This window comes from Frankia sp. CpI1-P (genome assembly GCF_001421075.1).
GTDB classification, from domain to species: Bacteria; Actinomycetota; Actinomycetes; order Frankiales; family Frankiaceae; genus Frankia; species Frankia torreyi.
In genome coordinates, this window is record NZ_LJJX01000005.1 from 55,737 (window position 1) to 68,433 (window position 12,697).

Annotated in this window: 5 protein-coding genes, 1 other RNA gene and 7 pseudogenes; 6 read left to right on the forward strand and 7 right to left on the reverse strand. The window is 71.9% G+C overall.

Annotated elements, in window-relative coordinates; translation table 11 throughout:
- Positions 1 to 282: 282 nt before the first annotated feature.
- From FF86_RS65205 to FF86_RS04950, 4 genes and pseudogenes are all read right to left on the reverse strand, one after another.
- Positions 283 to 2,476, reverse strand: a pseudogene (locus tag FF86_RS65205) (hypothetical protein); the annotation flags it as partial.
- A gap of 1 nt (position 2,477) precedes the next feature.
- A pseudogene (locus tag FF86_RS65210) lies at positions 2,478 to 2,746 on the reverse strand (protein kinase); the annotation flags it as partial.
- A gap of 1 nt (position 2,747) precedes the next feature.
- Positions 2,748 to 2,932: pseudogene (locus FF86_RS65215) on the reverse strand (serine/threonine protein kinase); the annotation flags it as partial.
- A 2,064-nt stretch (positions 2,933 to 4,996) separates the two neighbouring features.
- A complete protein-coding gene (locus FF86_RS04950; protein WP_044883692.1) occupies positions 4,997 to 5,524 on the reverse strand; it encodes a lipopolysaccharide assembly protein LapA domain-containing protein in 528 nt (175 codons plus the stop codon).
- Positions 5,525 to 5,635: 111 nt separating this feature from the next.
- Between FF86_RS04950 and rnpB the strand changes: the two genes are divergently transcribed.
- The 3 genes from rnpB to FF86_RS65220 all read left to right on the forward strand — a co-directional run bounded on the left by rnpB (position 5,636) and on the right by FF86_RS65220 (position 9,496).
- Positions 5,636 to 6,050: RNase P RNA component class A (rnpB, locus tag FF86_RS05625), an RNA gene on the forward strand.
- 1,295 nt (positions 6,051 to 7,345) lie between these two features.
- Positions 7,346 to 7,704: protein kinase domain-containing protein (locus FF86_RS04960; protein ID WP_242418236.1), on the forward strand; the 359-nt coding region annotated here is incomplete at its 3' end.
- Positions 7,705 to 9,400: 1,696 nt separating this feature from the next.
- Complete coding sequence (locus FF86_RS65220; RefSeq protein ID WP_370657222.1) at positions 9,401 to 9,496, forward strand: AIPR family protein; 96 nt, start codon at positions 9,401 to 9,403, stop codon at positions 9,494 to 9,496.
- Between the two features lie 16 nt (positions 9,497 to 9,512).
- Here FF86_RS65220 and tnpB read toward each other — a convergent pair whose 3' ends face one another.
- The 3 genes and pseudogenes from tnpB to FF86_RS04980 form a co-directional block, all read right to left on the reverse strand.
- A complete protein-coding gene (gene tnpB / locus FF86_RS04975; protein ID WP_044883628.1) occupies positions 9,513 to 10,910 on the reverse strand; it encodes an IS607 family element RNA-guided endonuclease TnpB in 1,398 nt (465 codons plus the stop codon).
- Positions 10,907 to 11,007: pseudogene (locus tag FF86_RS40590) on the reverse strand (IS607 family transposase); the annotation flags it as partial. The gene tnpB and the pseudogene FF86_RS40590, both read right to left, overlap by 4 nt.
- Before the next feature lies 1 nt (position 11,008).
- Positions 11,009 to 11,482, reverse strand: a pseudogene (locus tag FF86_RS04980) (IS607 family transposase); the annotation flags it as partial.
- Positions 11,483 to 11,513: 31 nt separating this feature from the next.
- Between FF86_RS04980 and FF86_RS65225 the strand changes: the two are divergent.
- From FF86_RS65225 to FF86_RS65235, 3 genes and pseudogenes are all read left to right on the forward strand, one after another.
- Positions 11,514 to 11,640: hypothetical protein (locus FF86_RS65225; RefSeq protein WP_396229779.1), on the forward strand; the 127-nt coding region annotated here is incomplete at its 3' end.
- 1 nt (position 11,641) lies between these two features.
- Positions 11,642 to 11,708 (forward strand): annotated as a pseudogene (locus FF86_RS65230) (hypothetical protein); the annotation flags it as partial.
- A gap of 1 nt (position 11,709) precedes the next feature.
- A pseudogene (locus tag FF86_RS65235) lies at positions 11,710 to 11,943 on the forward strand (hypothetical protein); the annotation flags it as partial.
- Between the last annotated feature and the right edge of the window lie 754 nt (positions 11,944 to 12,697).

The window sequence follows — 12,697 nt, forward strand, 5'->3', positions numbered from 1 at the left end:
CGGGGACCGCCGACAGGGGCACCATCTGCGCCGCGCTCAGGACGGTGACGACCGGGGACTGATCGGCCCGGGACTGAGCACCCGGGGACGGCGGGCCGCCGGGCACGTTGGCAGGTCGGCCCACGCCCGAGCGGGGTCGCAGGCCCAGTCCGGAGCCGGGGCCGGGAACACCGGAGGGAACAACCTGGATCACGCGCGGCGCCGCGGGTTGCCGGGACGGGGAGTGGTCGGACTCGTCCGCGGCGTGGGCGGCGCCCAGTGCGGCCAGGCCGGCGACCGCCNCAGCCAGCGCGGCCAGGGCCGCCGTCCGCCTGGGGTACCGGGCTGCCTGGCCGGCCCGGCCGCGCGACTCGCCGGTCCCGCCCGGCCCCTCGACGACATCCGGCCCCCCGACGTCCGCCCGCCCCCCGACGTCCGGCTCCCCCGGGCCCATCGGGGCCGCCGAGCTCGGCCCGCTCTGATCGCCGCCCGCCGCCGGCCCGGCCTGCGGCGCGGCCCACGCCTGCTCCGCAGTCCGCCCCGCCGCGCGCGCGCCAGACCGGGCCCCATTAGCCCCATTAGCCCCATCAGCCCCGGCACCGCTCGCCGGCGACCCACCTGCCTGCGTCCCGGCTCCCGCGGTCCCCGTCGCCACGACGGTCCCGTCCGGGCCGGGCAGGGCCGCCGCGTCAACCGGACAGGGCCCTGCGGTCGAGGTGCCCTCGCCCGGGCGGCCCGTCGGGCCTGGCGCCGGCTCCGCCCCGCCGGGGTGATCCCGGCCGGCCGTGAGCTCTGGACCGGCCGAACCCTCCCAACCGGCCGGGCCTCGCCAGACGAAGGAACCGTCCGAACCGGGCGGGGCAGGCGTCTGCGCGGGGAAACCGGCCCTGTTCGTCGCCGGCAGGTGACCCACGGCCCCGGCGGCGACGCCCGCCGGCGAGGACGCCGCGCCCGCGGGCGTCGGTGGGCTGGACCTCGCTCGGCGCCCCGCGCCCAACCGCGCCGGCCGGCCCGCGCGGCCAGACCTCCCGGAACCGGGGAGCTCGCCCGCACCGCCGGGCCCGCCCGAGCCGGCCGGGCGAGCCACCGGTCCCGATCCCTCCCACGCCTCGGCGCCCATCAGGTTCTCGGCGCCGGCGGTCCGCGCGCCGGCCGGCACCGGCGCCCCCGGCGACGACTCCCCCGCTTCCGTCGTGCAGCGCGGCGGCATCGGCATCGGCATCGGCGCACGTGGGTCGGCATGGTCCGGCCCACGCCCGAGCGCGGCGGCAGCCGGCGGCGCGGCGTCGCCGGACGCCGCCGCGGTCCGGTCCGGGACGCCCGGATCCGGCACCCGCCACCAGGGGACGGCCACGGCTGCGGCAGCCGCATCGGCGGGGGCCCCGCCGGATGAGTTCGGGTCGAGTCCGGTGCCGGCCGCCGCCGGATCCAGCTCCTTACGGTCCGCCGGTGCGCCGATGGGCGCCCAGGGGGTCATCGCGTTGGCCGACCCGGGATCCCGGCCCGGGGTCGGCTCGGCGGCCGCGGCCTGACGCTGACCGCCGGGCGCCGGCCCGGAGCCGTCCGCGGCGCGGGCCGCCGCCGCACGCTCGTCGGCGCCCACCCGCCGGCCGACCCCGGCGCGCCGGCCGGCCGGCGATGCCGACGTTCCCGGGGTAACCGGCACCGGCGGCCGCGTGACCTCACCGAAGACATCGGACCGCGGGGAGCCGTCCGGCCGCAGGGAGCCGTCCGGCGGCGAGGCGGGGTCAGCTGGTGTGGGAGGGCCGTCGGGCACCGACGGGAGGGCGTCCCGGGACGGCCCGCGCGGGGCAGGCGGGACCGGCGCGGACGTTCCGGTCGGCGCGGCGAAGACACCCGGCGCCCAGCCACGCAACCGGCGCACCGCACGCGCCGTGGGGCGGCTGGGCTCGGGGGTGCGCTGGGCCGGAGCGATGAAGCTGACCGAAGGCCGCGGCGAGGGCAGCCCGGCCAGCGTCTGGCTGTCGTGGAAGTCGCCGTCGCGCAGCCGGTCACCGGCGCGCGACGAGGTGGGCGACGGGGTGAGCGTGGGCACGTGGACGAACGCCGCGGGGTCGATGGGCGGCGGGTTCCAGGCCTCGCGCAGCAGCCGGCGGGTACCCGTGGCCGGATCGTCGGTGGGCCCGATCAGTCCCCGCAGCAGATCGTCGGCGCTGGGCCGCCCGGCGGGCTCCTTCACCAGCGCCGCGGTCACCGCCGGCCGCAGCTCGGCGGGGACGTCGCCGGTGTCGGCCTCGCTGTGCACGACCCGGTAGAGCAGCGCGTCGGCGCGGCCGGTGCCGAACGGGGGCCGGCCGGTCGCCGCGTAGAGCACGGTCAGGCCCCAGGCGAAGACGTCGGCCGCGGGACCGACCTCGCCGTGCCCGGTGACCTGCTCGGGCGCCATGTAGCCGGGGCTGCCGAGCAGGACCCCGGTGCGGGTGGCGACCGTGGCGTCGACCGCCGCCGCGATGCCGAAGTCGATCACCTTGGGGCCNTCGCCGCCGAGGATGACGTTGCCGGGTTTGAGGTCACGGTGGACGATCCCGGCGCCGTGGATGGCGGTCAGCGCCTCCGCGAGGCCGGCGGCGAGCGCGACGACCTCCCGCGTGTCCATGGCGCCCCGGGTGGCGATCGTCTCGGCGAGGCTCTGCCCGGGGATGAGCTCGGTGGCCATCCACGGGTCCTCGGCGTCGGGGTCGGCGTCGACCAGCCGGGCCGTGCAGGCCCCGCCGACCGCCCTGGCCGCCTCGATCTCGCGGCGGAANCGCGAGCGGAACTCCGGCTCGGCGGCGAAATCCGACCGGATCACCTTCAGCGCGACCAACTGGCCGGTGTCGTCGTCCGCGCCGAGATACACGATGCCCATCCCGCCGGAGCCGAGCCGCGCGGTCAGCGCGAACCGGGCGACCCGCTCGGGGTCACCCGAGCGCAGCGGCCTCGGCGGCACCACGCCCTCCTTACGTCGTTCTTTCCACCATCGGCGATCGTCGGCCCACCCGCCGGACGGCTAAGGTGCCGCCCGGCGCCGGCCCGCTCCCGGCGGGGCCGAAGGTCCGGTCGCCGGCATCACCCCACCGTGCCCGCGGAACCTGTGACGCACATGTGCGCCGGTCGGGCCACGCCTCCCACGCCCTCATCAGACGACTCCGGGGGCCGGGGAAGTTCCGTCGCCGGACGCGGCGCGACCAGACGTGGCACGAATCTCCGCCGGGTGACGGGACCCTCGACGCCGCCGTTAGCGCAGCTCCGCTCCGCTGTCGGTGAAGGCGCGGGCCGGAAGTCCGACTGCTCACCACCGCCAAAGCAATGGACAAAGCGCGCCGGCAGGGGGTACCGGGCCTCGGTACCTTCGCCNGAAGCGGCGCGAGGTATGCCCCCGGAGGCGGGACGGTGCGCTGCGGTGTCACAAATCGGACTGTACCGATGGAACCGCAGCTACCCGGCCATTCGACTCCCTGGACACCCACCTATCGGTTACCCCAACCGGCCACCTCTGCCGGCGGCCCCCCCGCCCTTCGGCCGAAAACACCCCCAAACCGCGACGGAGAAGCCGGTGACGCCGCCCCGGAGGCTTCTCCGCCGCGGGATCGATCAGCTTTCGGGGATGTCCCGCCGAGCCCTCACGAGAATGACTCGATCAACGAGTTCGACCCGTTCCTCGGAGACGGCGGCCACACTCGGCGACAGGTCGCGACCGTCCTCGCCGCCGGCACCGCCGCGCACGACGATGATCCTTGCATTCCGGCCGGTGGCGGCGCCCGGGACGCCCGAACCGGTGATTCCCGCACATGCGGTCCGACCCAGTCGGCGAATGGCCCTCGTTTCTGCCATGAAACCTCCCAGATCAAAGTTGCTCGAAACATTACCCGACAACAGGAGAACGATGAACGCCCACCCGGTCGACTCCGGTGAATGTGAGGAAAACAATGATCCTCCGGCGCCGACCGCGTCCCCGCTTCCCGCCGGCAGAATTCCGCTGCCACGCTCGTGCCGGCGGTAAAACGCGAGGTCCAGGGGTGCTACGACGGGCCGGGCACCCGGCCCGCACCAGGGGTCGCAACCCGGCCGGGCAGGGCACCGACAGCACCGCGGGAGCCGTTCGGGCCCCCACCGCGGTGCGGCGCACACGCAGAGCCGTTCACAAGGGTCACCCACGAAACGGGCTTGTCCACCCCACCAGAACGCCCCAGGGCTACACCTACACCCCGCCCGCCCTAGCAGGGAACATCTTGTGCCGACGAGGCGGGTGGGCCTCCGGCATCCTGCACCGATGGCCCGTAAGGGTGATCCGTGGCCGGTCCCGCCGCCCGGCCCGGCGCCTCGCGGGCCGTTAGTCCTGCCGGGTCGGAGCCGGACGACCCGGGTCACCCCGGCCGGGGGGAGGGGCAGTGGCCGCGCTCTCCGGCGCGAACGCTCCCCGGCGCGGCCGGGCGGGGCGGGCATGGGCGACGGGACCGCGCGGAAAGTCGCCGGCCTGGATTGCCACTCGATGGTCGTGCACATGCGCGTGCCGCTGCCGAAACACGGCACGTCGATGACTCATCTGCAACAGGTGCGGCCGCGTTTCGTCGGCGGACAGGAGCGGGATCTTCATCGGGTTCTCACGCTCCGCCCGGGCCCCGGTTATGCAACCTCGCGGCCGGTTGGGCGGCGGCGAGGAGACGGCAGCCGACCGGATGCCGACCGGAAGTCGACCGGAAGGAAGCCCCGTTCTTCGGCCGCGGCGGGACGGACGGCTGAGCGAGATCGGTAACCTCGGCCGGTAAGCCGGCCATCGACCCGTCGTCCCGCACGCTGGTACTGCCGCCGACAGCGGGCTCGGAGCGAAGACGGATATACCAGCGCCGACGACGCGCGGAGTGCGCGTTTTCACCCCGTCGGAGTGCCGGAGAACTCCGCGGCGAACGCGACCCTGACGATCGGCGGCGCGCGCCGCCGATCGTCAGGAATACCCGCGCGACGCCCACCGCAGCACCGACCGCCGCGCGGGAGTTCGTTTCCCTTGTTCGGCGTCCTACCGGCCGCGAGCCGCCTTGCGTAGCTGACGCAGCTCGCGGCGCAGCCGGATCTGCGGAATCACCCCGATGAGCAGGCCGATGACGAGCCCCGCGGCGGCCGCGGCGGCAAGCGCCGCGGCAACCGACATCTGCTGGGTGGAGCCGAAGAGCCAGATGCTCACCCGCGCGTCGTTCTTGACCACAAACACGACGACGGCAATCGCGATGACCAGTACCAGCACCGTGATCGCGTAGGTGGTGTAGGCGACCCCACGCCGCCGCGGCGGCCCCTCGGCCGGCGCGCCGGGCGCCGGCGGCGTCCCCGGCGCCGCCGGACCGCCTGCTGTCCCCGCCACCCCGGGAGCCCCGGCAGCCCCGGTCGGGTAGGCGGTGCCCGCCGGGTAGGGCGCAGGCACCGTGCCCGGCGAGGTGCCGCCGACCGGCGCCGCGCCCAGCGCCGGGACCGCGGGGCCGCCGGGGGGCGGCGGCGGGCTCGTGGGGCGGGTGTGGTCGATCCTCTTGCCCGGCTCGTCGGATCCCGCCATCGTCGCCCCATCCATCATGATCGCCTGCACGGCCGTGCCCCGCGCCGTCCAGTTCCGTCCCCTGTGCCCAGGGATTCTAGGCGGGCGCGTGCCCTATGCTGAAGACGCGGACGAGGTGGCCGGGCGGCCGCGTCGGCACCGGTTCACGCCGGTGCCGCCGAGGAAAGTCCGGGCTCCACAGGGCAGGGCGGTGGGTAACACCCACCCGGGGCGACCCGCGGGACAGTGCCACAGAAAACAGACCGCCGGTGCCGGTCACGGCGCCGGTAAGGGTGAAACGGTGCGGTAAGAGCGCACCAGCGCCCAGGGTGACCTGGGCGGCTCGGTAAACCCCGCCCGGAGCAAGGTCAGAAGGCCCGCGGCCGTAACCGGTCGCGAGCCGCGCAGGCGTTCGAGGGCTGCCCGCCCGAGCCTGCGGGTAGACCGCTGGAGGCTGCCGGCAACGGCAGCCCGAGAGAGATGGCCGCCACCGGCGAGCCGCAAGGCGACCCGGCCACAGGACCCGGCTTACAGGCCACCTCGTCCGCACTACCAGCACGTTCTCGCGGATCACGCGATCTACCAGGAACTTTGGTCTTTCGCGATCTCCCCCCTGTCTCCCGGCTGCGCGGGTTCGGCCCTGCGAGGCCGTGGGACGCCGCGCCCGAGGTCAGTGAGTCTCCCGCCACCGGGAGCACGCCGCCGGGAGCACGCCGCCGGGAGCACGCCGCCGGCCGGATGACCTGCTACTGGCCGCCCTCGCTCCGACACCGGTGACACCCGAGGTTGCTTCCACCTCGGCGCACTTCAGCCGCGTAGCTGTCGGTCCACCACGAAGACCACGAAGCGGTAACCCGGAGCGAACTACCGTGGTGTAGTTCGCCACCAATCCAAGTGCCAGCGACGATGCCCGGGTAGGTTCGAGTGGAGGTCGATGGATGCCACGACCGCGGCACCCGATCAAGGAGCTGGAGGCACTCCTCCGAAACGGGGAAGCCCAAGGTTGGAAAGTCACCAAGGGTAGCGGGTACTTCCGGATGTTCTGTACGTGCGGCGATGGTCACTACAAGTGGGTGCACCTAACACCGTCGAACCCGCGATACGAACGGAACCTACGGAGCTACCTGAGGAGCAGGACCTGCTGGAAGGAGGGCGGACTATGAAGTATGAAGGCCTCGTCGAGCTCACGGTGACCGGTCCCATCGGCGACTTCGAGACTCGCACCGACCAGCTCATGGATGCCCTGCTCACTCTGGAAGACCTCATCGACCCCGACATCGGCGGCAACCTCACCGAGGGCCGGATGGACATCACCATGACCATCGAGGCTGACANCATCCCTGATGCGGCCTACAAGAGCCTCTGCGCAGTGCGGACCGCGATTCACGCCGTTGGCGGGGCCACTCCGGGCTGGGAACGCCTGATCCAGAAGATGACCGCAGAGGCTCGACAGCCCGCCGACGCCTAGAGACCCGCGGCCCTTCACTGCACGCAGGCGGCGGCCATCACGCAACTCCAGGAGATGCTCGACCGGGTACGCGGCGAGCCGGTGTCCCGGACTCGGGCGCAGGTGATCGCCCGACCTGAAGGGCGTCCCGGACCCGCTGATCAGCCGTCCGTCCGCCGAGGACCCGCGGCGGCGCCCGTGGGCCGACGTCGAGGAGTGGCTGGACGGGCATCGTGGCGATGCCCTACACGGGCAGGTCGCGATCCGACAGCTCATCGATGGCGGTGGGCCACGAGCGGAGGGGTCCGATGCCGGTGAGGCCGTTGCGCGCCATCGATCCCCGGGCGGTGGGGCCGTACCGGCTGCCCGCGCGCCTGGGCAGCGGCGGCCTGGGAATGGTCTACCTCGGCGAGGACGCCGACCCGGAGGCGGAGACTCCGTGGCTTGCGACCGAGTACATCGAGGGCCCGACCCTGACGGCCGAGGTGGCGCGCAGCGGCCCGCTGTCGACCGCGGCGCTGCAGACGCTCGCGGTGGAGCTGGCGACGACCCTGGTCGCCATCCACGGCGCCGGCGTGGTGCATCGCGACCTCAAGCCCGGCAACGTGATGCTGGCCGACGACGGCGCCAAAGTGATCGACTTCGGGATCGCCACCGGGGTGCCGGGACCGTCACGGTCACCGGCGTGGTCCTCGGCAGCGTCGGCTACATGGCGCCCGAACTGCTCACCACGACCGGTTCGCCCGGACCGGCCNCCGACATCTCCTGGCCCCTGACCCTGTCGGAGGTCACTGGCACCGGCGACGGCGGCAAAGTCGGTGGGAGCCGGAGCATCCTTTCCGCCCCGCCTTCGAACAGCAATGTCGACGGCCGCGATGGCGAGCCAAGACTGCCATCTCCGCACGCAAGGCCACAAAAGAGCTACACACAGTGAACTACAGTCGTGTAGTTGCCCATGTAGCGCTGCGGCCGGCCCGGGAACCTAGGTAAGTTCATGCGGAGGTGGCGGGATGCCACGATCGAGGCACCCGATCAAGGAGCTGGAGGCGTTCCTCCGACAGGCGGAGAGTCAGAGCTGGAGAGTCGAGAAGGNCAAAAAGTACTTCAAGATCTACTGCCCGTGTGGAGAGCACAAGCACACCGTGCATCTCACTCCATCCGACCCGCGCTACGAGAAGAACCTCCGCGGACACCTGAAGAGCCGAACATGCTGGGAGGAGGCCCCGTGATGAAGTACCAGATGCTGATCGAGCTGCAGGTAGTCGNCCCGCTGGACGACCTTGACGAGGTTTCTGACCGGCTGGCCGACGCGCTGTACGAACTTCATGACGTGATCGACCCCGATCTCAGCACCAACCTGAAGACGGGCCGTCTCGACGTCACGATGATCGTGGATGTCGCGACTCTCGAAGAAGCCCTACGCAAGACGCTCGCGGCGACACGCGCGGCCGTCCACGCGACCGGTGGCTCGACCCCGGACTGGGACCAGATGTTCCGCGAGGTTGGAACGCAGGCCCGCGAACTCACCGACGCCTAGCCGGCCGGGGATCGTCGACCGGCCGGGGCTCCGCCCTCCCCGGCCAGCCAGCCGCCCGGGCCGAGATCCACGGGTCAGGGTCGGTGGATATCAAGTGGTCTACCACCCCGACGACGACTGAATATGGCCCGAAGCCCCTCGCACGCCGTCGAGTAGACGGCCAAGGCGGCAGCCTCGGCGGTCGGTCCGCCGCAGCGGGACTACTGCGTACCGCAAAGGGGACGCCCCGTAAGCTTGCATGCACGATGCGGCGAAGGGGGCGTTCGGTCGGATGAGCGGAAAGCCTGGTAAGGCGATTCCCGGGGCCGTCATCGCGGTCCAGTCCGCNCTGACCCGCGAGTTCGAGGGGCTCATCGACACAGCCGACGTCACCCACCCGGACCCAGGCGAGCGCCGCCGGAAATTCCTGTCCCGGGCGCTCGCCGCGCTGGTCGCCCGGGACCGGGCCGCGTGCGACACGGCCGACGCCGCCGAGCTGGTCATCGACGGGCGGGATGATTTCGGTATCGACGCCATCGCCGTGGCCGCGGGTGAGCCGAGGCTCTGGTTGATCCAGTCGAAGTGGAGCGACCGCGGCGAGGCCGGCCTGAACTCCGGCGAGGCCCTCAAGACCCTCGAAGGGCTCCGCCTGATCGACCAGCACGAGTTCGACCGCTTCAACGAGCGGCTCCAGGTGCTGGCCGAGCGCATACGTGCCGTGCTCAGCGACGCCAACCGGCGCATCACCTTGAGCGTGGTCCTGATGGGCAGTCAACAGCCCTCCCAGGAAGTGCGGCGGAAGTTCGACGACGCCGTGAAGAGCTTCAACGAGTAGGCCGGGGAGATCGCCCACTGGCACGCCGAGCACGGCAGCCTCCTGTTCAGCAAGAACATCCGCACCAGTCTCGGCATCACAAAGATCAACAGTGGAATCATCGAGACGCTGCTCAAGACCCCCGAGAACTTCTGGTACTACAACAACGGCGTCACCGTGCTCTGCGACGGCCTCACCTTCAACCGTTGCATGTGAGCGTCATATAGCGCTCTCATGCCGCCTCGCCTCTCGGCGAGGCACCCCCGGTCTGATCCGCTCGCGCGGTGCCGGGTTCCCGCTTCGCGGCCACCTGCCGTCGCGCCGGTACTGCTAGCGCACTGGTCTTACGGTCGGCTCCACGAGCAGTTTTAACGTCGCCGATGTACTCGCGGTCGACGAGCCGCCTGAGATTGATCGCCGCGTTCTCATCACGGTCGATCACCAGTCCGCAGCGTTTGCAGGTGAAGGTGCGGTCCGACAGGGTCAGGCTTGGGTTTCGCCAGCCACAGCCGGAACAGGTCTTGCTCGACGGGTACCATCGGTCGGCGACGTGCAGGTGCGCGCCGTGCCAGCCGGGCACGTACACATCGGTCCCGGTCTTCGGGTTGCGGACGGTCCGGCCGCACTTGTACTCCAGCTGGCGGCGCAGCTCGCCCATGCCGACGTCGAAGACCGCCTTGGCCAGATGCCGGTTGCGGACCATGCCGGTGACGTTCAGGTCCTCGATGACCACCGTGCGATGGGTTCTGGCCAGTTCGGTGGTGAGCTTGTGCAGCCCGTCGCGCCGCTGGTTGGCGGTGTGCGCGTGCTGCTTCGCGAGTTCGGCAGCGAGCTTCGCCCGGCCGTTGCTGCCCGGCTGCGACCGTGCGTAGGCCCGGGATGTCCGGCGCAGTTCCTTCTCCGCGCGGGCGGCATGCTTCGGGTTCGGGACCTTCTCGCCGGTCGAGAGCACCGCGAGGTGCTTCACGCCCAGATCGATCCCGACAACGCCGCCCCTGACCTGCCGCGCCGACGGGGTGTCCGGAATCTCCCGCTCGGTCTCGACCGTGAACGACACGAACCAGCGGCCGGCGGTCCGGGACACGGTCGCACCCCCCAGCCGTGCCCGGCCGTCCACGAGCCGGCTGGTCAGCGCCCCCATCGGCTCGTGGACCTTCACCGGGCCGATCCGGGGCAGCTTGACGTGCAGCTCCCCGCACGGTCCGTAGGACCCGGTGGTGTAGCGGAACGAGTCGCGGGCCTTGCCACGCTTCTTGAAACGCGGGAAGCCGACCTTCCCGCCTTTGCACTTGCCCTTCTTCGAGTCGGTGAAGTTCTTCAGCGCGTTGGCCAGATCCGCCAGCCCGGCGGAGAACGCCTCCTTGGAGCAGCCGGCCCACCAGGGGGCGATACCGTTCTTGATCTGGTTCCAGCGCAGACGTAGCGCGGGCAGCGTCCACGGCACCGGAGTCAGATCATCACCGGACAGCCCGTAGGACTTCTCCGCCTCCCGCTGCCCCAGCGCGGCCTTCACGAACGCCAGGCCCCAGTTGAAGGCATAGCGCCGGGCACCGGCATGCCGGTTGAGGTTCGCGGCCTGGACGTTGTTCGGGTCGAGCGCGAACCGGTACGCCTGCAGGACCCGACTCACGAGGGATCCTCGGTGGCCGCCGCGACCGCGCGGGCGGCCCGGTTCGCCGCGGCGCGCCGGCCGTAGAGCCGGGCACACATCGACGTCAGGACCTCGGNGATGTCGCGGACGAGGTCGTCGTCGACCTCGGACGGGTCGACGACCAGCAGGCGGCGTCCCTGCGCGGACATCGCGGCCTCGACGTACTCGGCGCCGAACCGAGCGAACCGGTCCCGGTGCTCGACGACGATCGTCGCCACCGTCGGGTCGCGTAGCAGCGCGAGGAACTCGCGGCGATGGCTGTCCAACGCGGAGCCGACCTCGGTCACCACTCTGCCGACGGGCAGGTTCTGTCCGGCCGCCCACGTGGTGACCCGGGCGACCTGCCGGTCAAGGTCCGGCCGCTGATCGGCGGACGACACCCGGGCGTACACCGCCGTCACACCGGACGGTGCCGGCCGCGCCTCGACGTCGCCGACGAGGATCAGCCGACCGACCCGGCGGGTCGGGACGGGGAGTGTGCCTTCGCGGTGCCAGCGGCGCGCGGACGTGTATGACACGCCCTGCGACTCGGCCCACTCCTTTAGGTTCACCTGGCCACTATACGACGCCAAAAGACGCTAGATGACGCTCGACAGACAGCAGCTTTCAACCCCCTTCAGTCTGAGTGCGCCGAACGGCGCGGCCAGGCTGACGATCGACGGGGCGAGCGTGGTCAACGGAGCGCAGACCGTCGTCGCCATCAGCGAGGNGGTGAAGAAGAACCCGGCGGCCGCCGCAGCGCGTGTCGGCGTCCGCGTCATCGTCGTGCGGGAGGAGNCCACCGGCCTCGCCACCACCATCACCCAGACGACGAACACGCAGAACGACGTCGAGCTGCGCGACTTCGTCGTCCTGGACCCGGTGCAGACCGACATCCGGGACGACTTCGCCCTCACCCTCGACAAGACCTATGTCATCAAGCGAGGGGAGATCGACCCGCCGCCCGAGGGCGGCTGTTCCGTCGTGCACGCCTCCATCGCCCTCGCCTGCGCATATCCCGATGTCGAACTGGNGGTGCGGGCGAAGAAGGACACCGCCCTGCTGTGGGAGCGCGACCCGAAGGGCGCCTACACCCTGCTGTTCGGCGGCCGCCGCCCGTCGGCACTGCGGATCTGGCGATGCGTCCAGACCCTGCGCGCGGTGCAGCAAAGCCTCCTCGACAGCCGCGACGACCGCCGCGGCCGTGCGCAGGCGGTCGCGGAGCACGGTGACCTGCTGATCGCGCACATCGTCTTCGCCAAGATCACCCTGGACGGGGTCGATGATCCTGACGTCGACTGGTCCGCCCGGCTCGCCGACGTGCCGGAGCTGGTCCGGCAGACGATCGGTTGGCTCGTCCTGCACATCGACGTCCACTTCAGCCAGACCGCCTTCATCGGCAGCACGCTGACTAGCACCGAGCGGTGCAAGACCCTGGTCGAGCTGGTGCTTCGCAACATCGCAAGCCCCCAGCCGGAGCCGACTCTGCCCGACGCCTACAGCCCGCCGAAGGCGGAACGGCGTAGCCGCCGGCCGAACTCGGTGGGGGTCCTGGTCGACGCGAACAGGATCGGAAACGGCGCACGGCTGGTGTTCTCCACCGCGAGTAAGGCCGAGGAGCGCGCGATCGGAAGCTGGTTGGCGGCCAATCCGCGGCGGGCCGAGGCGACGTGGACACCCAGTCGCTCGAGGNCGTTGGTCTGGGCGGCGGACGGCCACCAATACGCGCCGTCCGGCCTGGTCATGGAAATGTGGCGGCAGGCGGGATGGAAGCGCTCCCCCGTCTC

Coding starts and splice junctions, on each gene's coding strand:
- FF86_RS04950 (WP_044883692.1), bottom strand. CDS start 5,524: ATGGCGGGATCCGACGAGCCGGGCAAGAGGATCGACCACACCCGCCCC.